The sequence below is a fragment of the Citrobacter sp. Cb004 genome (assembly GCF_030337065.1).
Classification (GTDB): domain Bacteria; phylum Pseudomonadota; class Gammaproteobacteria; order Enterobacterales; family Enterobacteriaceae; genus Citrobacter; species Citrobacter braakii.
The window spans coordinates 72747-93248 of record NZ_JAOWCH010000054.1; the positions used below are offsets into that span (position 1 = coordinate 72747).

16 protein-coding genes and 1 pseudogene are annotated in these 20502 nt (G+C 52.2%); 11 read left to right on the forward strand and 6 right to left on the reverse strand.

Annotation, left to right across the window (positions count from 1 at the left end):
• Positions 1-92: 92 nt before the first annotated feature.
• The 7 genes and pseudogenes from nrfA to gltP all read left to right on the forward strand — a co-directional run bounded on the left by nrfA (position 93) and on the right by gltP (position 8256).
• On the forward strand, positions 93-1529 hold the full coding sequence (gene nrfA / locus OGV65_RS10580; RefSeq protein WP_200047425.1) for an ammonia-forming nitrite reductase cytochrome c552 subunit: 1437 nt from the start codon (positions 93-95) through the stop codon (positions 1527-1529).
• A 44-nt stretch (positions 1530-1573) separates the two neighbouring features.
• Positions 1574-2140 carry a cytochrome c nitrite reductase pentaheme subunit gene (gene nrfB, locus OGV65_RS10585; protein WP_005132587.1) on the forward strand — a complete coding sequence of 189 codons (567 nt, stop codon included), beginning with the start codon at positions 1574-1576 and terminating at the stop codon, positions 2138-2140.
• Positions 2137-2808 (forward strand): cytochrome c nitrite reductase Fe-S protein, encoded by a 672-nt coding sequence (gene nrfC / locus OGV65_RS10590; RefSeq protein ID WP_016155373.1) that lies wholly within the window; start codon positions 2137-2139, stop codon positions 2806-2808. The genes nrfB and nrfC overlap by 4 nt, the downstream gene beginning before the upstream one ends.
• Positions 2805-3761: a cytochrome c nitrite reductase subunit NrfD gene (gene nrfD, locus OGV65_RS10595; protein ID WP_016155452.1), complete on the forward strand. Its 957-nt coding sequence runs from the start codon at positions 2805-2807 to the stop codon at positions 3759-3761. Before nrfC ends, nrfD begins: the two co-directional genes overlap by 4 nt.
• Before the next feature lie 8 nt (positions 3762-3769).
• A pseudogene (gene nrfF, locus OGV65_RS10600) lies at positions 3770-5981 on the forward strand (heme lyase NrfEFG subunit NrfF).
• Positions 5978-6598, forward strand: coding sequence for a heme lyase NrfEFG subunit NrfG (gene nrfG / locus OGV65_RS10605; RefSeq protein ID WP_047416048.1), 621 nt, complete (start codon positions 5978-5980; stop codon positions 6596-6598). Before nrfF ends, nrfG begins: the two are co-directional and overlap by 4 nt.
• A gap of 344 nt (positions 6599-6942) precedes the next feature.
• The gene (gltP, locus tag OGV65_RS10610; protein WP_016155378.1) at positions 6943-8256 is read left to right on the forward strand and encodes a glutamate/aspartate:proton symporter GltP; all 1314 of its coding nucleotides are present in this window, start codon (positions 6943-6945) and stop codon (positions 8254-8256) included.
• Between the two features lie 50 nt (positions 8257-8306).
• Here gltP and yjcO read toward each other — a convergent pair whose 3' ends face one another.
• From yjcO to OGV65_RS10625, 3 genes are all read right to left on the reverse strand, one after another.
• On the reverse strand, positions 8307-8996 hold the full coding sequence (gene yjcO / locus OGV65_RS10615; RefSeq protein ID WP_016155379.1) for a Sel1 family TPR-like repeat protein YjcO: 690 nt from the start codon (positions 8994-8996) through the stop codon (positions 8307-8309).
• Between the two features lie 103 nt (positions 8997-9099).
• On the reverse strand, positions 9100-11247 hold the full coding sequence (fdhF, locus tag OGV65_RS10620) for a formate dehydrogenase subunit alpha (protein ID WP_286454925.1): 2148 nt from the start codon (positions 11245-11247) through the stop codon (positions 9100-9102).
• A 95-nt stretch (positions 11248-11342) separates the two neighbouring features.
• Complete coding sequence (locus OGV65_RS10625) at positions 11343-11507, reverse strand: hypothetical protein (protein WP_286454926.1); 165 nt, start codon at positions 11505-11507, stop codon at positions 11343-11345.
• Between the two features lie 28 nt (positions 11508-11535).
• Here OGV65_RS10625 and OGV65_RS10630 point away from each other — a divergent pair, with 28 nt between their 5' ends.
• Positions 11536-12267: a response regulator gene (locus tag OGV65_RS10630; protein ID WP_200052340.1), complete on the forward strand. Its 732-nt coding sequence runs from the start codon at positions 11536-11538 to the stop codon at positions 12265-12267.
• Positions 12268-12281: 14 nt separating this feature from the next.
• Here the strand turns inward: OGV65_RS10630 and OGV65_RS10635 are convergent, their stop codons facing one another.
• From OGV65_RS10635 to OGV65_RS10645, 3 genes are read right to left on the reverse strand one after another with little or no spacing between them, the layout of a single operon-like run.
• Positions 12282-13286: a carbohydrate kinase family protein gene (locus OGV65_RS10635; protein WP_094169356.1), complete on the reverse strand. Its 1005-nt coding sequence runs from the start codon at positions 13284-13286 to the stop codon at positions 12282-12284.
• On the reverse strand, positions 13283-14143 hold the full coding sequence (locus OGV65_RS10640; RefSeq protein WP_016155383.1) for a ketose 1,6-bisphosphate aldolase: 861 nt from the start codon (positions 14141-14143) through the stop codon (positions 13283-13285). The genes OGV65_RS10635 and OGV65_RS10640 overlap by 4 nt, the downstream gene beginning before the upstream one ends.
• Positions 14144-14157: 14 nt before the next feature.
• Positions 14158-14841, reverse strand: coding sequence for a D-lyxose/D-mannose isomerase (locus OGV65_RS10645; protein ID WP_080860334.1), 684 nt, complete (start codon positions 14839-14841; stop codon positions 14158-14160).
• Between the two features lie 549 nt (positions 14842-15390).
• Between OGV65_RS10645 and OGV65_RS10650 the strand changes: the two genes are divergently transcribed.
• The 3 genes from OGV65_RS10650 to OGV65_RS10660 form a co-directional block, all read left to right on the forward strand.
• Positions 15391-17931 (forward strand): type VI secretion system Vgr family protein, encoded by a 2541-nt coding sequence (locus tag OGV65_RS10650; RefSeq protein WP_235117450.1) that lies wholly within the window; start codon positions 15391-15393, stop codon positions 17929-17931.
• Entirely contained in the window at positions 17924-20020 is a 2097-nt protein-coding gene (locus tag OGV65_RS10655; protein ID WP_286454928.1) for a T6SS effector phospholipase Tle3 domain-containing protein, read from the forward strand. The genes OGV65_RS10650 and OGV65_RS10655 overlap by 8 nt, the downstream gene beginning before the upstream one ends.
• 24 nt (positions 20021-20044) lie before the next feature.
• The coding region (locus OGV65_RS10660) for a T6SS immunity protein Tli3 family protein (RefSeq protein ID WP_502874460.1) at positions 20045-20502 on the forward strand (458 nt) is incomplete at its 3' end.

Sequence of the window (20502 nt, forward strand, 5' to 3'; positions counted from 1 at the left end):
CAATGTCATGACAGTATTCGTGTGGTTGCTGTTATGGAAAACAATAAAAGAACCGCCATTGCAGATAATGGCGTCATCTGGATGAGACCCCTATGGCAAGGATAAAATCACGCGTACGCCGTTTCTTCAGCCTGTTATTACCTTTATTATTTATTTCTGCTGTTCACGCTGAACAAACTCCTGTACCCGCAAAAACCGTCACCGTTGAAGCGAAGAATGAAACCTTCGCTCCTCAGCATCCCGATCAATATCTCTCCTGGAAAGCCACGTCTGAGCAATCAGCCCGTGAAGATGCGCTGGCAGAAGATCCGCGTCTGGTGATCCTGTGGGCGGGATATCCATTCTCGCGCGATTACAACAAACCGCGTGGACACGCCTATGCCGTGACCGATGTACGTGAAACCTTACGTACCGGCGCACCAAAAACGGCTGAAGACGGCCCGCTGCCGATGGCCTGCTGGAGCTGTAAAAGCCCGGACGTAGCGCGTCTGATCCAGAAAGATGGTGAAGATGGCTACTTCCACGGTAAATGGGCGCGCGGCGGTCCGGAAATTGTTAACAACCTCGGCTGTGCAGATTGCCATAACACTGCGTCACCAGACTTCGCCAAAGGCAAGCCAGAGCTGACGCTATCGCGTCCTTATGCAGAACGCGCGATGGAAGCAATCGGCAAACCGTTTGAGAAAGCCGGTCGCTTTGATCAGCAATCCATGGTCTGCGGTCAGTGCCACGTGGAATACTACTTCGACGGTAAAAACAAAGCCGTTAAGTTCCCGTGGGACGAGGGCATGAAAGTCGAGAACATGGAGAAATACTACGACACCATCGCCTTCTCTGACTGGACCAACTCCCTGTCGAAAACGCCGATGCTGAAAGCGCAGCACCCGGAATATGAAACCTGGAGCGCGGGCATTCACGGCAAGAACAACGTGACCTGTATCGACTGTCACATGCCGAAAGTGCAAAACGCGGAAGGCAAGCTCTACACCGACCATAAAATTGGTAACCCGTTCGATAACTTTGCTCAGACCTGTGCGAACTGCCACACCCAGGATAAAGCGTCCCTGCAAAAAGTGGTCGCCGAGCGTAAACAGGCTATTCATGACCTGAAAATCAAGGTGGAAGATCAGCTGGTTCATGCGCACTTCGAAGCGAAAGCTGCATGGGATGCGGGTGCGACTGAAGCGGAAATGAAGCCGATTCTGGAAGATATCCGTCACGCACAATGGCGCTGGGACCTGTCTATCGCCTCACACGGTATTCACATGCACGCTCCGGAAGAGGGTCTGCGGATGCTGGGTAGCGCCATGGATAAAGCCGCCGATGCGCGTACCAAACTGGTCCGTCTGCTGGCGACCAAAGGCATCACCCATGAAATCCCGTTACCGGATATCTCTACCAAAGAGAAAGCCCAGGCGGCGATTGGTCTGAACATGCAGCAAATCAATGCTGAGAAGCAGGACTTCATCAAAACGGTGATTCCGCAGTGGGAAGATCAGGCGCGTAAAAACGGTCTGTTAAGCCAATAACCCCATTTCGCCCCGTCAGGGGCGGATAACTCAACGGAGTGAATATGAGCGTATTACGTTCGTTATTAACTGCTGGGGTGCTGGCGTCAGGCTTGTTCTGGAGCCTGAGTGGAATCACTGCCACGCCAACGCCGCAGGAGTCGGATCAACGCTGGACGGTTACCCAACAGCGTAATCCGGATGCCGCCTGTCTGGATTGTCACAAGCCAGATACCGAAGGCATGCATGGTAAGCATGCAGAAGTCATCAACCCGAATAACAAACTGCCGGTCACCTGCACCAACTGTCACGGCCAGCCGTCACCGAACCACCGTGAAGGGGTGAAGGATGTGATGCGCTTTAATGAGCCGATGTACAACGTTGAACAGCAGAACAGCGTCTGCATGTCCTGCCACCTGCCTGAGCAGCTACAAAAAGCGTTCTGGCCACACGATGTCCACGTAACCAAAGTGGCGTGTGCCAGCTGTCACTCACTGCATCCGAAGCAAGACACGATGCAGACGCTAAGTGATAAAGGACGGATCAAGATTTGCGTCGATTGCCACAGCGATCAGCGTAACAATCCGAACTTTAACCCGGCGTCGGTTCCGTTGCTTAAGGAGCATCCATGAGTTGCTCTCGTCGCCAGTTTATCACCCGCGTCGGCGCGCTGGTGGCAGTGAGCGGGACGGCGGGACGCGTTGTGGCGAAGACGCTGAACATCAACGGCGTACGTTACGGTATGGTACATGATGAGTCACTATGCATCGGCTGTACGGCGTGCATGGATGCTTGTCGGGAAGTAAACAACGTGCCGGAAGGGGTATCGCGTCTGACGATTATTCGCAGCGAGCCGCAGGGGACGTTTCCTGATGTGAAGTATCGCTTTTTCCGTCATTCGTGCCAGCATTGCGACCATGCCCCCTGCGTTGACGTCTGCCCGACGGGGGCATCGTATCGCGATGCCGCCAGCGGTATTGTGGATGTGAACCCGGACCTTTGCGTTGGCTGCCAGTACTGTATCGCCGCGTGTCCTTATCGCGTGCGCTTTATCCATCCGGTTAGCAAAACGGCGGATAAATGCGATTTCTGTCGGAAAACCAATCTGAAAGCGGGCAAGCAGCCCGCCTGCGTTGAGTCGTGTCCGACGAAGGCGCTGACGTTTGGTAATCTGGACGATCCCAACAGCGATATCTCCCGCTTGTTGCTGCAGAAAACCACCTACCGTTACAAGCTGGCGTTGGGCACAAAACCGAAGGTCTACCGCGTTCCCTTTAAATTTGGGGAGGTGAGCCAATGACATCCGCTTCTGCATTTCATTTTGAATCACTGGTGTGGGACTGGCCCATTGCCATCTATCTGTTCCTGATTGGCATCTCCGCCGGACTGGTCACGCTGGCGATTCTGCTGCGTCGTTTCCATCCGGAGGCGGGCGGTTCTGACAGCACGCTGCTACGCACTACGCTGGTGTTAGGGCCGGGGGCGATTATCTTCGGTCTGCTGATTCTGGTGTTCCACCTGACGCGTCCATGGACCTTCTGGAAACTGATGTTCCACTACAGCTTCACTTCGGTGATGTCGATGGGGGTCATGTTGTTCCAGTTGTATATGGTGGTGTTGGTGCTGTGGCTGGCAAAAATCTTTGAAAAAGAGGTGATTGCTCTGCAGCAGCGCTGGCTGCCGCGATTAGGGATCGTACAGAAAATGCTGACGTTGATTGCGCCGTTTCATCGCGCGCTGGAGACGTTAATGCTGGTGCTGGCGGTCCTGCTCGGGGCGTACACCGGTTTTCTGCTGTCGGCGCTGAAATCCTACCCGTTCCTGAATAACCCGATCCTGCCGGTGCTGTTCCTGTTCTCCGGGATCTCCTCCGGCGCGGCGGTGGCGCTGATCGCCATGGCGTTACGTCATCGTAGCAATCCGCACAGTACCGAAGCGCACTTTGTGCATCGCATGGAAGTCCCGGTGGTATGGCTGGAGATCTTCCTGCTGGCGGCGTTTTTCGTCGGTCTGGCGCTGGGCGATGACGGCAAAATGCGCGCGCTGGCGGCGGCACTGGGCGGCGGATTCTGGACCTGGTGGTTCTGGCTGGGCGTGGCCGGGCTTGGGCTGATACTGCCGATGCTGCTAAAACCTTGGGCCAACCGCAGTTCGACGTTTCATGGCGTGCTGGCAGTGTGCGGTGCCAGCCTGACCGGCGTACTGCTGCTGCGCTTTTTTATTCTCTATGCGGGTCAGCTAACCGTTGCGTAAGGTGATATCTGGACGTTCTCCTTCCTGAAGCCGGTTTTCTGGCACTGTTGTTAAGCCTCGGGGTCAACGTGTTGACCCCGCTTGCCGTGTTGGTGGGTGTCCGCCAGCGCTGGCAAGGCGTAATGCGCCTGGCAAGCGTGGGCATGTGGACGCAATTTTCGCTGCTGCTGCTGGCCTTTGCCATTCTGATATTCTGCTTTCTGACCAGCGATTTTTCGGTGGTCTACGTTGCTCAGCATAGCTACAGCCTGCTGCCGTGGGGATTAAAACTGGCGGCGGTGTGGGGCGGGCATGAAGGATCGCTGCTGCTGTGGGTGCTGTTTCTTTCCGGCTGGAGCGCGCTGTTTGCCTTGCGCTATCGGCGTGATTCCGACCTGCTGTTTCCGTTAACGCTCAGCGTCCTCGCACTGATAACGGCCCTGCTGCTGCTGTTTGTGGTGGTATGGTCCGATCCGTTCGTGCGTATCTTCCCGCCAGCCATTGAAGGGCGCGACCTTAACCCGATGCTGCAACATCTCGGGTTAATCCTCCATCCGCCGCTGCTGTACCTGGGTTACGGTGGCTTGATGGTGGCGGCAGGCGTGGCGCTGGCCTCGCTGCTGCGCGGTGACTTTAATGCGCAGAGCGCCGGGGTGTGCTGGCGCTGGGCACTGCCTGGCTGGTGTGCGCTGACGCTGGGGATTATCCTCGGCTCCTGGTGGGCCTACTGCGAGCTGGGCTGGGGCGGCTGGTGGTTCTGGGACCCGGTAGAAAATGCCTCCTTATTACCCTGGCTTTCCGCCAGTGCGCTGCTGCATAGTCTGTTCATCACGCGCCAACGTGGGATCTTCCGCCACTGGTCGCTGCTGCTGGCGATCGTCACGCTGATTTTATCGCTGCTGGGGACGCTGATTGTGCGTTCCGGCATTCTCGTTTCCGTGCACGCTTTTGCGCTGGATAACGTCCGCGCCACGCCGCTGTTTGCGCTGTTTACCGTATTGAGCCTGGCATCGCTCGGGCTGTATGCCTGGCGGGGACAGCAAGTCCGCCAGAATGCGCGTTTTGGCGGCTGGTCGCGCGAGATGCTGATTCTGGTCGCGCTATTACTTTTTTGCGCGGTGCTGCTGATTGTGCTGATTGGCACCCTTTACCCGATGATTTACGGGCTGTTCGGCTGGGGGCGGCTCTCCGTGGGCGCACCGTACTTTAACCGTGCTACGCTGCCCTTTGGCCTGCTGATGCTGCTGGTTATCGTGCTGGCGACGATCAGAAGCCGCAAAGTGTCTGTGCGTTGCCAGCTTCCGGCACTGCTGGCGCATGCCGGGGTGCTGGTGTTTGCGGCTGGGATCGTCTTTTCCAGCGGTAGTCGTCAGGAGATAAGCCTGAATCTGAGCCCCGGGCAGCAGGTGGAACTGGCGGGCTATATTTTTCGTTTTGAGCGTCTCGACCTGGAAGCAAAAGGTAACTACACCAGTGAAAAAGCGCAGATCACGCTGTGGCAAAATGAGAAACGCATTGGCAGCCTGCAGCCCGAAAGACGCTTCTATGCCGCGCGCCGTCAACAGATGATGGAGCCGGGGATCCGCTGGAATCTGATGCATGACTGGTATGCGGTAATCGGCGAAAAAACCGGACCGGACCGTTATGCCATGCGCTTGTACGTGCAGACCGGCGTGCGCTGGATTTGGGGCGGGGGACTGTTAATGGTCTTTGGTGCGCTGCTGAGCGGATGGCGAGGGAGAAAGCGCGATGCATAAACTAATCAACGCGTTGCCAGATGGCGGCGAACGGGGTGTGAAAACGGTTGGTCGGATAAGCGCAGCGCCATCCGGCAGAACATGTTTACTGTTAGCTATCATTTTGTTTTTCATCGCCTTCGCGACACATGCCCAGGTTGTGGACACATGGGCTTTTGCCAACCCGCAACAACAGGAAAAAGCGTTGTCTATTGCCAGCCAACTGCGCTGTCCACAGTGTCAAAACCAAAACTTGCTGGAATCTAATGCGCCGGTAGCGGTCAGTATGCGCCACCAGGTTTATAGCATGGTGGCGGAAGGGAAAAGTGAAGCCGAGATAACGACGTGGATGACCGATCGCTACGGTGATTTTGTGCGCTACAACCCGCCGTTGAATGAGCAAACGCTGCTGCTGTGGGCGTTGCCGTGCCTGCTGTTATTACTGGTGGGCGTGGTGGTCTGGCGGGTGAGAAGGCGTCAGCGCGTAGAGGAGGATGTGCAATGAGCCAGTCCAACCATTCCCCTGCGCCGTTACGCCCACTCCCCGTGAAGTGGCTGACCGCTGCGACGGTGCTGATGGTTGTGGCCTGCATCGGAGGTTATCTGTTGACGCCAAAATGGCAGGCGGTGCGTCAGGAACAGACGCGGCTGGCGGACCCATTACATGCGTTCACCGATGAAAATGTTCAGGAAAAACAGCTGCTTTTGCTGCAATCGCAAATTCGTGCTAATCCACAGGACGGTGTGAAATGGGCGCAACTCGGTGAGTACTATCTTTGGCAAAACGCGTATCATAATGCGCTGCTGGCCTACGAGCAGGCGCTGCGTGTAGGGGGTGAAAATGCTGAGATCTATTCAGCGCTGGCAACGGTATTGTATTACCAGGCCGGGCAGCATATGACACCGCCCACTCGCGAGATGATTGATAAGGCTCTGGCGCTGGACCCGACAGAGGTCACTGCGCTGATGCTGTTAGCCTCAGATGCGTTTATGCAGGCAGACTACGCCCAGGCCATTTCAGTGTGGCAAAAAGTTATGGATTTAAACTCGCCGAGGGTGAACCGGGCACAGCTCATTGACTCTATTAATATGGCGAAGTTGTTGCAGAATCGGCAAAAATAAATTTGTTTCTTTTGTGATTTGTATCATTTGGCCTGTTTAAAAAACAGGCGAACGAACAAATGAGCAAAAAAAACTCACGCCATGACTTCTTCATTTTTGAACATATTAAAATTCTTTTATAACAAAAAGTTATTCATCAATACCCCGATAAAATTGCATTTTTATGCATAAATTCAGCCGAAGGCTCTGTTCCTGGAGGGTTGCGCGAGACAGTACGCAAATGATAATGATAATAAGCGTTAAAAAACTCCATAAACGAACGCAACACAATTCATACCCTTTCAGTATGTACTATTACCACACACCGCATGTGGAATAGCGCTCCATCGAGGAAGTCCGTTGTTATGAAAAATTTGAAAGTCAGCCTGGCATGGCAGATTCTGATCGCTATGGTGCTGGGCATTCTGCTGGGGAGTTACCTGCATTACCATAGTGACAGCCGTGAATGGCTGGTTGTAAACCTGCTGTCACCGGCGGGCGATATCTTTATCCATCTGATCAAAATGATCGTGGTGCCCATTGTCATCTCTACGCTGGTTGTCGGTATCGCCGGGGTCGGTGATGCAAAACAGCTGGGCCGTATTGGCGCCAAAACTATTATCTATTTCGAAGTAATCACCACCGTGGCGATTATCCTGGGTATCACGCTGGCGAATGTGTTCCAGCCAGGCACCGGGGTGGATATGTCGCAACTGGCGACCGTGGATATTTCGAAATATCAAAGCACGACCGCAGAAGTACAGAGCCACGCGCATGGCCTGATGGGGACAATTTTGTCACTGGTGCCAACCAACATCGTCGCATCGATGGCAAAAGGCGATATGCTGCCGATTATCTTCTTCTCGGTGCTGTTCGGTTTAGGTCTGTCTTCCCTGCCGGCAACTCACCGCGAGCCGTTGGTTACCGTATTTCGCTCTATTTCCGAAACCATGTTTAAAGTCACTCACATGGTTATGCGCTACGCGCCAGTCGGCGTTTTCGCGCTGATTGCCGTTACCGTCGCGAACTTCGGTTTTGCCTCCTTGTGGCCGCTGGCGAAGCTGGTGCTGTTGGTGCATTTCGCCATTCTGTTCTTCGCGCTGGTGGTGCTGGGGATCGTGGCGCGCATCTGCGGTTTGAGCATCTGGATCCTGATCCGCATTCTGAAAGACGAGCTGATTCTGGCTTACTCTACCGCCAGCTCCGAGAGCGTACTGCCGCGCATTATTGAGAAGATGGAAGCCTATGGCGCGCCAGCTTCAATCACCAGCTTTGTGGTGCCGACCGGCTACTCATTCAACCTTGATGGTTCAACTCTGTACCAGAGTATCGCCGCTATCTTTATCGCGCAGCTGTATGGTATCGACCTGTCGCTGTGGCAGGAAATCGTGCTGGTGCTGACGCTGATGGTGACCTCAAAAGGGATTGCGGGTGTGCCGGGCGTATCATTCGTGGTGCTGCTGGCTACGCTGGGCAGCGTGGGGATCCCACTGGAAGGCCTGGCGTTTATCGCCGGTGTTGACCGTATCCTCGACATGGCGCGTACCGCGCTGAACGTGGTGGGTAATGCGCTGGCGGTACTGGTTATCGCCAAGTGGGAACACAAATTTGACCGCAAGAAAGCGCTGGCCTATGAGCGCGACGTGCTGGGTAGATTTGATAAGACCGCTAATCAGTAATTCATGACAGCTTGCCGGATAAGCGTAGCGCCATCCGGCAATGCAAATCATTACCCGTTTGTTAACTTATCAAACTCTTCGCAGCCGGTATCGAATCCTTCCATACAGCTCAGATTCAGCCAGTGCAGCGCCTTCTGTTTATTCTTCACGATAAAACCCTGTTCACCGTTTAAGAACATCATCCCTGCCCAGTATTCGGAATAACCGGTGCGGGAAATGGCTGAGCTTCGTTTGAAATACCACGTCGCTTTCTCATCGTCAGCGGGAATGCCCACGCCGTTGGCGTAAATCAGGCCGAGCAGCATTTGCGCGTCGACGGCGGAGTCATTTTCCAGGTCTTCGGAGGCGTTTTGCAGCAAGGTAATGGCTTTAGGGTAATCGGTACGTCCAGCCTGGGTGTTGACCAGAATCCGCGCCAGGGTAAGTTCTCCCGCTTTACTGCCTGCTTTGGCTGCTTTTTCCGCCAGCGTTTTAGCCTGGGGGTAATCCAGACTGACCGGATTCGTAATTTTGATTTGCGCCAGTAGCGCGCAGGCGTCGGCATCGCCGTTGTCGGCGGCTTTTTGCGCCCAATACTCGGCTTTGCTCAAATCGCCTGAACTGAACCAGGTATCGGCAAGAAAGTACTGTGCGCGACGATCCCCTGCCTCAGCGGCCTGCAAATACTGGCTTCCTGGCTCAGTATCACTGGCATGGGCAAAGAATGTCATAAAGAACATCAATGCAATGAGTTGTTTCATTTTGAGTTTTATTTAGGGTACGGAATGAACAGTATAAAGAGATCGTATGGATAAAAAAACAGCCTCCGGGCGGAGGCTGTTGCAGAACAGTTACGTAAACGGACTAACCCATCGCGCTTTCGCGCAGGCTGGCTTTCAGCTTGGTGTACTCATCAATGACATACTGCTCGGCAGCGCGCTGATCGGCAATGCGTTCAACGTTAACGGCACAGTACTTGTACTCCGGCGTTTTGGTAATCGGGCTTAAGTTCTCGGTTACCAGCTCATTACATGCGCCAATCCACCACTGGTAGGTCATGTAAATCGCGCCTTTGTTTGGACGATCGCTGACTGCTGCACGGGTAATGACCCGGCCTTTACGCGAGTTAACCCACACCAGCTCTTCATCCTGGATGCCCAGGCGTGCTGCGTCGGCGGTGTTGATCTGGGCATAGCCCGGTTCATCCGCCAGCGCGGCCAGCGCCGCACAGTTACCGGTCATCGAACGGCAAGAGTAGTGGCCGACTTCACGCACCGTAGATAGCACCATCGGGTACTCCTCAGTGAGTTTGTCGATTGGCGCTACCCAGTCGCAGGTAAAGAACTGCGCCAGACCGTTCGGGGTATCGAACTTCTCTTTGAAGAGATAAGACGTACCCTGGTCGGCTTCTGAGGTGTCGCGGCAAGGCCACTGGATATAACCCAGTTCGCCCATTTTCTCGTAAGTGGCACCGTAGAAATCCGGGCACAGATGACGCAACTCATCCCAGATTTCCTGGGTGTTGTTGTAGTGCATCGGGTAGCCCATACGGGTGGCGATTTCACTGATAATCTGCCAGTCCGTTTTCAGATCCCACTTCGGCTCAACGGCTTTAAAGAAGCGCTGGAAGCCACGGTCAGCCGCGGAGAAGACGCCTTCATGTTCGCCCCATGACGTAGACGGTAAAATAACGTCTGCGGCAGCGGCAGTTTTGGTCATGAAGATATCCTGCACGATGACCAGTTCCAGATCCTCAAAGCCTTTGCGCACTGCGGAGAGTTCAGCATCGGTCTGTAATGGATCTTCACCCATAATGTATGCCGCGCGGACTTCGCCATGCGCCGCACGGTGCGGCAGTTCACTGATGCGATAGCCGGTATGTGCAGGCAGACTTTCCACGCCCCAGGCTTTAGCGAACTTCTCGCGGTTAGCCGGATCTTTCACATACTGATAGCCCGGATAAGTATCCGGTAGCGCGCCCATGTCGCATGCGCCCTGAACGTTGTTCTGGCCACGAACCGGGTTAACGCCCACGCTTGGCTTACCGAGGTTGCCGGTCAGCATTGCGAGGCTGGTCAGTGAACGCACGGTTTCCACGCCCTGATAGAACTGGGTAACACCCATGCCCCACAGGATGGCCGCGCTTTTTGCCGTGGCGTACATACGGGCAGCCTGACGAATATCCTGTGCGCTAACGCCAGTGACATCTTCGACGGACTCCGGCGTGTAGCCTTCGACAATCTTGCTGTACTCTTCGAATCCTTCGGTACGGGAGGCGACGAACGCCTGGTCGTACAGTTTTTCTTCGATGATGACATGACCCATGGCGTTGAGCAGCGCGATGTTCGAGCCGTTTTTCAACGCGATGTGCATATCGGCAATACGCGCGGTTTCAATTTTGCGCGGATCGCAGACGATAATTTTCGCCCCGTTACGTTTAGCGTTAATCACGTGATTCGCCACGATCGGGTGGGAATCCGCCGGGTTGTACCCGAAGATGAACACTAAATCTGTGTTATCAATTTCATTGATAGCATTACTCATTGCGCCGTTACCGACCGATTGGTGCAGACCTGCAACCGAAGGGCCGTGTCAGACGCGAGCGCAGCAGTCAACGTTATTGGTACCAATAACGGCGCGCGCGAATTTTTGCATTACATAGTTGGTTTCGTTACCCGTACCGCGAGATGAACCGGTCGTCTGAATAGCGTCCGGGCCATACTTCGCTTTGATGGCGCTCAGACGAGTGGCGACGTAATCAAGCGCTTCATTCCAGGAAACGGATTCCAGTTTGCCGCCACGCTGGCGACGGATCATTGGGGTTTTCAGACGAGGGGTCAGGATCTGGGTATCATTGATAAAATCCCAGCCATAGTAGCCCTTCAGACACAAGGTACCCTGGTTGGTTTTCCCCTGCGCCGCTTCAGCCCGGACGATTTTGCCGTTATCGACCACCAGGTTGATTTTGCAACCTGATGCGCAATATGGGCAAACCGTGACGACTTTTTTCATCGGTCTCGCTCCAGTTAATCAAATCACGCATACGCGCTTGTCGCTTGAGTTATGCATCTTTTATGCCATGTTTTTATCAGGGGCATTAGTCGATATTACGGGCGAATTTTGCGCAAAACCCTGACGAAAAACAGGCTGTCGTCATATTTGACGTGACGAATCTCTAATACGTGACGGCCCGGCAGTGTGACCGAGGTTATGTTTTCCACACATCCTTGTGCCTTATCGCTGTCACTCTGTGCAGAATCAATCACACTCATTTAAGTTGGCCAGAAATGGGGAAAAACAATGAAGCCAGCCATACTGGTTGTGGATGATGACATCGCTGTCTGCACGCTTTTACAGGATGTGCTGAGCGAACACGTCTTTGCAGTGACCGCATGTCACACCGGGCAGGAGGCGCTGCGCTGCATTGAGACTCAGCCGGAAATCGCTCTGGTATTGCTGGACATGATGTTGCCTGATATTAACGGTCTGATGGTGCTGCAGCAGGTGCAAAAGATGAGACCCGGACTACCGGTGGTGATGCTGACCGGGCTTGGCAGCGAGTCGGATGTGGTTGTCGGGTTGGAAATGGGCGCTGACGACTACATCGGTAAACCGTTCAATGCGCGGGTGCTGGTGGCGCGGGTAAAGGCGGTACTCAGACGCGTCGGCGTGTTAACGCCAGAAAGCGGCAGCCCGCAAACCACGGGGCTTTCTTTTAACGGTTGGCATCTCGATACCGCCGGTTGCCAGTTACATAATCCTCAGCAACTGAAGGTGGAGTTGACGCAGGGGGAATACAGCCTGCTGCTAGCGTTGGCCCAAAACGCCCGCCGGGTACTTAGCCGAGAACAGTTGCTGGAACTGACGCGCAGCGACAGCGTTGAGGTGTTTGACCGCACCATTGACGTGCTAATCATGCGGTTACGGCGAAAAATAGAGAACAACCCGCATCAGCCGATGCTGATCAAAACCCTGCGCGGGCTGGGCTATGTGTTTGCCGCCGACGTTCAGCATCATGATAAGGCGGCGTAAACGTCTTATCCGGCCTACAAGGACGCTATGTCGGCTTTTAACTCTGCCAACGTTTTCGCGCCGTCTATCGCGTTGGCGCACAGCAAACTGGCTCGTGCGCAGGCGTGTGCCAGCCTGACGCTGTCCGTCAGCGACCAGCGTTCATGACAGCCATACAAAAATCCGGCGCAAAACGCATCTCCCGCCCCGACGCTGCCAACGATCTCCTCCTGCGCCAGATACTGTGACGGGATCCAGACGCCCGGCAGATCCGGCGCTTCACCCCAGGCGCCTTCCGGACAGTGGATAACCACCCGCTGGCGAACGCCCGCATTCAGCAGTTCGCGCGCAGCGGTGGCGATGTGCGCAATATGCAGCTCCCCGTTGGGCTGGCGGATCTCCAGCCCGCTGAATTCCCCGGCTTCCAGCTCGTTAATTACCAGATAGTCGAGATGGCGCAGGGCTGGCATCACCAGCGGCTGATAGCGCGGGTCGCCCTTGCGTGAAACCAGATCCAGTGATGTTTCAAAGCCGTTGTCGCGCATTTGCGCCAGCAGCCGTGCGCTACGCGTGCCGTACTCCTCATCCGGCATGTCCAGACTGTCGAGCAGCAGCAGATAGCCAAGATGGAAGATTTTCATCGAGGTATCCAGTTGCTCAAAAGCGGGTAGATCCAGCAGCCGGTTGGCGCCGGGCGAGTGGAAAAAGGTGCGCTGACCGCTGGGATCGGTCATCACCTGTGACATCGACGTGGGGGCGAAAGTCGTGCGCTGCACATGTTGGCGATTAACATGATACTGCTCCAGCATCGCCATGATGTAGTCGCCGTCGCTATCCTGACCGATTAACCCCACTGCCTGCAGTGGCAGTCCGGTGTGCATTTTCGCCAGCGTCAGCAGTACGTTCAGCGGCGCACCGCCCGTCGCGCGTTCGCTACGGATGATTTCCGCCAGCCAGCCGCGTTCCGGCCACTGCACAATTTGATGCACATGATCGACCAGCATGTTGCCTGCGGCGATAACGCCTCTGCGTTCCATCAGACCCGTCCCGCGCTGCCAAAAATACGCATCTGTTCTGAAACGGTATCGGTAATGGCCTCTTCAATGGCGAGCAGCAGTTCGGCGAATTCGTCGTACAGGGGCTGACGATTCGCTATTCTTGTCTCTACCGCTGACAGCGCCGCCTGCGACATGCCGGTATAGAAGTTGATTTTGTGAATGCCGAGTTCAATTGCGCGCTTGAAATCGTCGTTGCTGATGCCGGAACCGCCGTGCAGTACCAGTGGGATCGCCGCCTGCTGGCGAAGGGCGTCCAGACGTGGAAAGTCGAGCACCGGTTCGCCTTTATATTTGCCGTGTGCATTACCAATGGCGACCGCCAGCGCGTCAATCCCGGTTCTGTCGACGAAATCACGCGCCATCATCGGGTCGGTAAATAGCGACTCGTCGGCATGACCATACAACGCGCCGCCCTCATCGCCTCCCACCGCGCCCAGTTCGGCTTCCACCGATACGCCGACGGCGTGACACATCTTCACCACTTCGCGGGTTTGACGAATATTTTCTTCATACTCCAGCGTGGAGCCATCAAACATCACTGAACTGAAACCTAAGCGCAGTGCCCGAACCACCGACTCAAAGTGCAGGCCGTGGTCAAGGTTCAGCACTACCGGAATGTCATGCCGCGCGGCTTCGAACTTGACCGCTTCGACCAGAGAATCCAACGAGATATATTTAAAATGCACCTCGGCGATGTTGATGATAAACGGCGAACGTTCCTGCTTTGCCGCGGCAAACAGCGCGCGCAGGAAGTGTGAGTCCAGAACGTTAAACGCCCCTAAGGCATAGCGGTGCTCGCGGGCATGGGCAAGGCCATCGGCGAGAGATATCAACGGCATAATGCGCTCCTTGGTTAGCGGAACAGGCGATACTCATTACACAGCACCAGCTGCGCCGGTTCGTCTTCTTCAATGTCGTTATAGCGGGCGATCGGTTGCAGAAAGTGGTTATCGTGGTCGTCGTCATTAACAGAAGAAACCTCGCCGACCAGCACGTCGCCAAAACCTTCTTCCGCCCAGAAGCTGTGATACAGGCCCGGCGGCAGGCAGATGCTTTCACCCGGCGTCAGGCGCAGTTGACTGCCTGCCGCATGGGTTTGCCGACAGCCGTCAATCACCACGCTCACGTCGCTGTCCTCCGTTTGTTCTCGGAGCCCCGCATTCCACAGTTCCACAATTAAATTACCGCCGCCGCGATTGATAATGTCTTCGCGTTTACGCCAGTGAAAATGCATCGGCGTGACCTGCGCATCGCGAACATGCATGATTTTCTCGGCGTAGCATTTCTCGTAAGGCATTCCTTTCGGCGAGCCATTACGCAGGGTAAACAGCGTTAACCCTTGCGCGGCGAAATTGTTGCCGCCAAACGCGGTGACATCCCAACCGAGCTTAAGGTCGAAAACTTCGCTCCAGGCGGCGGGATCAAGCTTGCGCCATTGGGTCGGCGGGAAACTGGCGAAAGGGGGGAGATGCACGTCGTGCTGAGAGAAAAACTGGCGCGTGTGGCCAAGGATTTCGTTTATTGCTGAGCGTTTCATTGATTCTCCTGTGGCTGATAAGATGACCTTTATGCGGCCCTCTCTCAAAGAAGAGGGAGAAAATCAAAAGCTTTCCCATGGATAAAATGGACACAATCCGGTTACCTCTCCCTCACAGCAGAATAGGGAATAGTTATATTTTATTGTGTTTTTCTATGTGGTGATGTGATTCATTCAATAAAATGATAAATAAAAAGAGCATTTTCACAAATGTTATTGTAAATCATTATCTTAATATGTTTGTTTTTTTAGTCGAATCTCAGTTTTCTGCAGTCATTGGGATGTGAGCGCTGGCGTGTTGCCTCGCGATTAAAAATGAATAATACAAAATATAAATAATCTTATTAAAATCTGCTGCTATTGAATATAAAATATCGTTAGTTAACCTATCGTTTATATATCATAAGTGTACTACGTACTTTGCTAATAACTATTTGTTTAGTTTTAAAATATTTTTTTAGTAAAAAATAACCTTCTTAGTAGTCTTGTTGGTATGCTGATTAAACTTTATTCTTTATGTATTACTGTCTTTCTGCAAGGGATGCGATAATGAAAAAAGGTTCTGGCTTCTATAATCTTGAAGGTATGATTTCAGATGATAGTATAAATAAATACTTATTAACCATCAGAGGGTCGGTAAATTTAGGTGTACTTGATGTTGAATCAATTGACGGAAAGGAAAGTCTAAGCAAACCATATAGTTATAAAATAACATTCACTTCAAAATGTAAAGATATCCCTCCAGAATCTCTTCTTAATATTGAAGCTATGCTACAAATTAGAGCCCCTAATAATAAATGGAGTAAATATGTTCAGGGTTCTGCAATGTGGATCAATGAGCGGCAAATAGAAGGGGTTATTACATCATGTTCACTTATTAGCACTTCAGCGGATGAATCACTGTACGAAATCAGGCTGGAGCATAAGCTTGCATTACTCTCACGACGCAGGCGATCGGCTATTTACCTGAATATTAACGTTCCGAAACTGGTAACGCAGATCCTCAAAGAGCATTTTTTTGCTGATTATGAAATCGACTTTGATAAGCTTCTTTGTACCTATCCTGACCGGGAAATGATCGTACAGTGGGAGGAATCAGATTTAGCGTTTGTCAGCCGCATCCTGTCAGAAGTTGGGATCTGGTTCAGGATTGAAAATCATCATGCGGTTTCGCACATTATGGTGCTTATCTTTAGTGATTCCCAAAGCCGGTACATCTTCGATCAAAAGATTATGCATGCATCTCATGCGGGTCTGACAGCAAATGATTACGCGATCGATAAGCTGGTATCAAAGCACAACGTTGTCTCCGCAGCCGTTAAAGCAAAGAACTTTGACTACCGGCTTGCCAACTCGCTAATACTCAATGCTGATGCCGATGGGGCTGAACAAACATCGACGACGTATGGAGTGGATTATCGTTATGCGGATATTCACCACCAGCCGGGATCGAAATTTACAGAGGAACAACCGGGCGAATCCAGCTGGTTCTACGCCAAACTGCATCACGAAATTATTCTTAATAATCAATCTGCTTTAAGCGGGGTGACCACCAGCCCGTCGATCGCGCCAGGTATGGTGCTTGAAATCGACGGTACTATTCCGCAAGCGTTTACTTCAGGATTTGTGGTAACGGCAATGCGGGTGACGGGGAGGCGTGATGCCGCCCTTCAATCCCAACTGATCGGTATTCCTTACAGTGAGCGCGTTTGCTTTCGGCCGCAGCCACTACCCCGACCGCGTATCGTGGGTACGGTTCCCGCAATTGTTTCCTCCCGAATAGACAATGACAAATATGCCCATATTGATGTGCAGGGGCGCTATTGGGTGAAGTTTGATTTTGACCTCGACCAACATAAGCAAGGCTATGAAAGTATGCCCGTCCGTCTGGCACGGATTTATGCCGGTGATACTTATGGTCATCACTTCCCGCTCATTCAGGGGGCGGAAGTTGCCATTGCGTTTGAAGGTGGTGATCCGGAAAGGCCTTTCATTGCCCATGCGCTGCATCATGCTCCAAAGCCTGACCTCGTCACCAGCCGTAACAATACCCGCAACGTAATCCGTACTGCGGGCCACAATAAGCTGCGGATGGAGGACCGACGCGGACAGGAACACGTCAAGTTAAGTACCGAATACGCTAAAACCCAGCTGAACATGGGCCACCTTGTTGATGCTGGTGGTAAGCCGCGCGGTGAAGGCGCAGAACTGCGCACCGATGAGCGGGGGGTGTTGAGAGCCGCAAAGGGAATATTGCTGACGACAGAGGCGCAGCCAAAAGCCCAGGGCAAGCAGCTCGATATGAACGCAGTTGTTCAACAGCTACAGGCTGCGCTTGTACTGGCAACCTCTCTTCAGCAGAGCGCCCTGACGGCGCAAGCGTTAAACGTCGAAATGGGGCAACAGCAGCAGCTTAACGGCGCACTTGAACAGTTGACTCAGCCGGGGCTGGTGGCCTATGCCGATCAAGGTATGGCTCTGCTCACACCAGAAACCATGGCGCTGTCGGCAAACAAAGATCTGTCGCTGAATGCGGCCAATAACGGCAGTTTTAATGTTTTTAAGAAACTCTCCATGGCTGTCGGACAGGGTTTATCGCTTTTCAGCAGAGCGATCGGGATCAAAATTATTGCCGCAAAAGATGATATTTCCGTCCAGGCGCAGCGTGGTGAAATGGGCCTGCTTTCCGATCAGCATTTTCATATTCAAAGTATGAACGGCAATGTGACCATCAGCGCCAAAAAGAATATTCAGTTGCTGTGCGGGGGTGGCGGTATCCGAATAAATGAAGATGGCTCAGTAAAAATATTCTCTCCCGCTAAAGTGCAGTTGAAAGGCACCACTCTTGACTGGAGTGGGCCGGAATCCGTTAAAGATAAATCCCCCGTTTTTCAGGAAGACCAGTTTCACCGCCGCATTAAATTACATGGTTATGGGAATACAGACGATGTTCTGAAAAAGACAAAATTCAGACTGACTAAGGCCTCCGGTGAAATCATTGAAGGTGTTACCGACGATGAAGGCATGACGCCGTTACTGGATATGACGGAAATGGATGAAATGAAAATGGAGATTTTGCCAAATGAGTAACAGTCCCTTTAATCCGCGAGTCGTGGCGACGGGGGTACAAGGCGTGCCTAAATCCACCGGTGGAAAAATGGCAGTCTGCGAAGTGGCGGTTAAAAACCCTATGCCCTGTATTGTGATCCTTGTTCATGGTGTTAACGATGTGGGCGAGGCGTATCAAAATCAGGAGCAGGGGATCATTGCCGGCCTGAATGAACATATGGGCCGTACGGATATGTATCCGCATGAATGGCACCAGTTCAAAATGGATATGGGCGATGGCGAACAGCAGCAGGTGAAAATGCCTGGGCGCAGTCCGGTGATCCCATTTTACTGGGGATATAAACCTGTTGATCATGCAACGTATATCGAGGACCAGCGGCGTTATCGTGATGAGCTGGCTAAATCAGGCAGCGCCGCAAAGCTGCCTTACAATGCCTACCAGGAAGATGACGCCACGAAGCTGGCAAAGTTAGGACACATTCCTCAAACCACGTTGAAATATCAGAATGATAATTTCGGTAATGTTCTCGACGATGTGTATGCCAAAGGCGGTGGTACCTTTGCGAATGCGACAACCACTATTCCGGATATGTTAGGCCCGGGCTCCGGCGGCCTGACGAATGGCGCTGCAGGATTTGCTTCATTTCATATGAATGGTGGGGATTTTACGCATCCTATTTATGATAACCCTCACCGTATTTATCAGTTTTTTGCCGCGCAGAGGCTGGCAGATTTAATCCTGATGATTCGAAATAATAAATCTACTGAAAACGACCCTATTAATATCGTTGCACACTCTCAGGGAACGATCATTACCATGCTTGCCAATATGCTGGTTAAAGAAGCAGGGGCGGACCCCGTTGATTGCGTTATTCTTAATCACTCCCCCTATGCGCTTGAAAATACGTTTGCCGAGAGTGCGACCCCCGGACATCACCAGACGGATCGCGCCCGTCAGCAGACGTTTAAAAATTTCTGTCATTTGATGGCGACAAACGATAAATATGGCAAAGGAGAATACCACACCGGAGCGGAAATTGATGATATAGAAGGCGCAACATGTCTGAGTAAAACCCATTCTCAATGGCGCAAGAATAAGCTCTATACCCGCAATAACTTCGGCAAGGTGTATAACTATTTTTGCCCCAATGACAGTGTTGTCTCATTACTTAACGTGCAGGGTTTTGGCTGGCGAGGCATACCTCACGACATTGCGAGTGGCATAGAGAATTTGCGCCAGCGTGTTTTCTGCGAAAATGGCCCCGATATAGGTTGTAGCCCCCAAAGCGTGCCTTTTGAAATGCCGACGTTAAAAAAGGGAAGTTTTAATCAGGATACGGGTTTTACTAAACAATATACGTTTTCCGATGTTGTGATTAATGGTGAACAACTTCCCGTTACTTTTAAGCATCAACTACAGGGGGTAGAGAGCAAGTATAAATATTCGTTAGAGCCTGATTCTCCCGATCAGGTCATCTCATTTTCTGCAAAAGCCACTACTATTTCCCGTACTGAGACAGATATTAAAAATCTCAGCGGCGCAGGTTTCGATTTTTTACAGCCAGGTCGGGAATTAACACCAGCAGAACTCACAATGTTCAGCAATAAATATGGTAAGCGTTATACCAAAGGCGCTGTCCTTGGAGGGGGATACAATAAAACCGTACAGCTGATTTATGAAAAAACGGCGGATGAACTGAAAAAAGAATGGATGCACTCAGACCCTGTTGGTTACAGCCAGCATTCCTCTATTGTAATGTCAAAAGATGCCCCAGCGAAAGCAATGGCCTTCGATCTGGCGGTGGGGATATGCAGGGCATTTGATTACGAAAATGGTGAGTTCTGGGTAAAACTACTTCGCCGTGGGGACTGGCGTATGAAGAAAAATGGTCTACCAAGTACTGTAGATTATTATAATACTGGTATATTAAATAATTTATATACAAAGCAGTTTATGAATAGACCGGATGATATTTTACCCAAAGGGATGTTTGGTGTGGTTAATGAATACTGTCATTCAACAATAGTTAAACCGGCAAGACATAATGAAATATACAATACGGAGATTTCCAATCTGCAATGGGACATGCCTGAGCCGCTTAACGTATAAGGACATTTTATGAAAAATAAATTGATGCTAAGTTTACTGGCCTTAATCCTCACAACGATGACGCTGACCGTTGAGGCAAAAGTGCCCTCGCAGATTATTTATCGCTATGATAATAACCGCTATCTGGAATTGAAAGGATTCAATTGTGATGGCGCACTTTGGTATCATGATACCACACGAAATATTCACAAAGAGTTAATTGATGGTAGATTTGCTTCCTTCAGGGTTTTCACCGGGGCCTATATCCACCCATCCGATAAATATATATTCATTCCAGACTGGGAACCAACGGCTTATCTGATATCCAAAGACTATGGTCAAACATGGCGGGTCGCAACCTATATGGCTTCTTTCCCGGCGCTGGAAAGAAACTCAGATGGGGTAATGCGTGATTATCCGGAAGGAAAAGAAATCAAAAGAGTGGTGGTGGTCAATAATCAGGCATTTATTACCACTTCGCAGAATCATTTGTATATGAGTTC

What these genes read in the sequence shown, in the direction of transcription:
- nrfA (WP_200047425.1), top strand. Translation starts at nt 93, where the DNA reads ATGGCAAGGATAAAATCACGCGTACGCCGTTTCTTCAGCCTGTTATTA.
- nrfB (WP_005132587.1), top strand. Translation starts at nt 1,574, where the DNA reads ATGAGCGTATTACGTTCGTTATTAACTGCTGGGGTGCTGGCGTCAGGC.
- nrfC (WP_016155373.1), top strand. Translation starts at nt 2,137, where the DNA reads ATGAGTTGCTCTCGTCGCCAGTTTATCACCCGCGTCGGCGCGCTGGTG.
- nrfD (WP_016155452.1), top strand. Translation starts at nt 2,805, where the DNA reads ATGACATCCGCTTCTGCATTTCATTTTGAATCACTGGTGTGGGACTGG.
- nrfG (WP_047416048.1), top strand. Translation starts at nt 5,978, where the DNA reads ATGAGCCAGTCCAACCATTCCCCTGCGCCGTTACGCCCACTCCCCGTG.
- gltP (WP_016155378.1), top strand. Translation starts at nt 6,943, where the DNA reads ATGAAAAATTTGAAAGTCAGCCTGGCATGGCAGATTCTGATCGCTATG.
- yjcO (WP_016155379.1), bottom strand. Translation starts at nt 8,996, where the DNA reads ATGAAACAACTCATTGCATTGATGTTCTTTATGACATTCTTTGCCCAT.
- OGV65_RS10625 (WP_286454926.1), bottom strand. Translation starts at nt 11,507, where the DNA reads ATGAGTGTGATTGATTCTGCACAGAGTGACAGCGATAAGGCACAAGGA.
- OGV65_RS10630 (WP_200052340.1), top strand. Translation starts at nt 11,536, where the DNA reads ATGAAGCCAGCCATACTGGTTGTGGATGATGACATCGCTGTCTGCACG.
- OGV65_RS10640 (WP_016155383.1), bottom strand. Translation starts at nt 14,143, where the DNA reads ATGCCGTTGATATCTCTCGCCGATGGCCTTGCCCATGCCCGCGAGCAC.
- OGV65_RS10645 (WP_080860334.1), bottom strand. Translation starts at nt 14,841, where the DNA reads ATGAAACGCTCAGCAATAAACGAAATCCTTGGCCACACGCGCCAGTTT.
- OGV65_RS10650 (WP_235117450.1), top strand. Translation starts at nt 15,391, where the DNA reads ATGAAAAAAGGTTCTGGCTTCTATAATCTTGAAGGTATGATTTCAGAT.
- OGV65_RS10655 (WP_286454928.1), top strand. Translation starts at nt 17,924, where the DNA reads ATGAGTAACAGTCCCTTTAATCCGCGAGTCGTGGCGACGGGGGTACAA.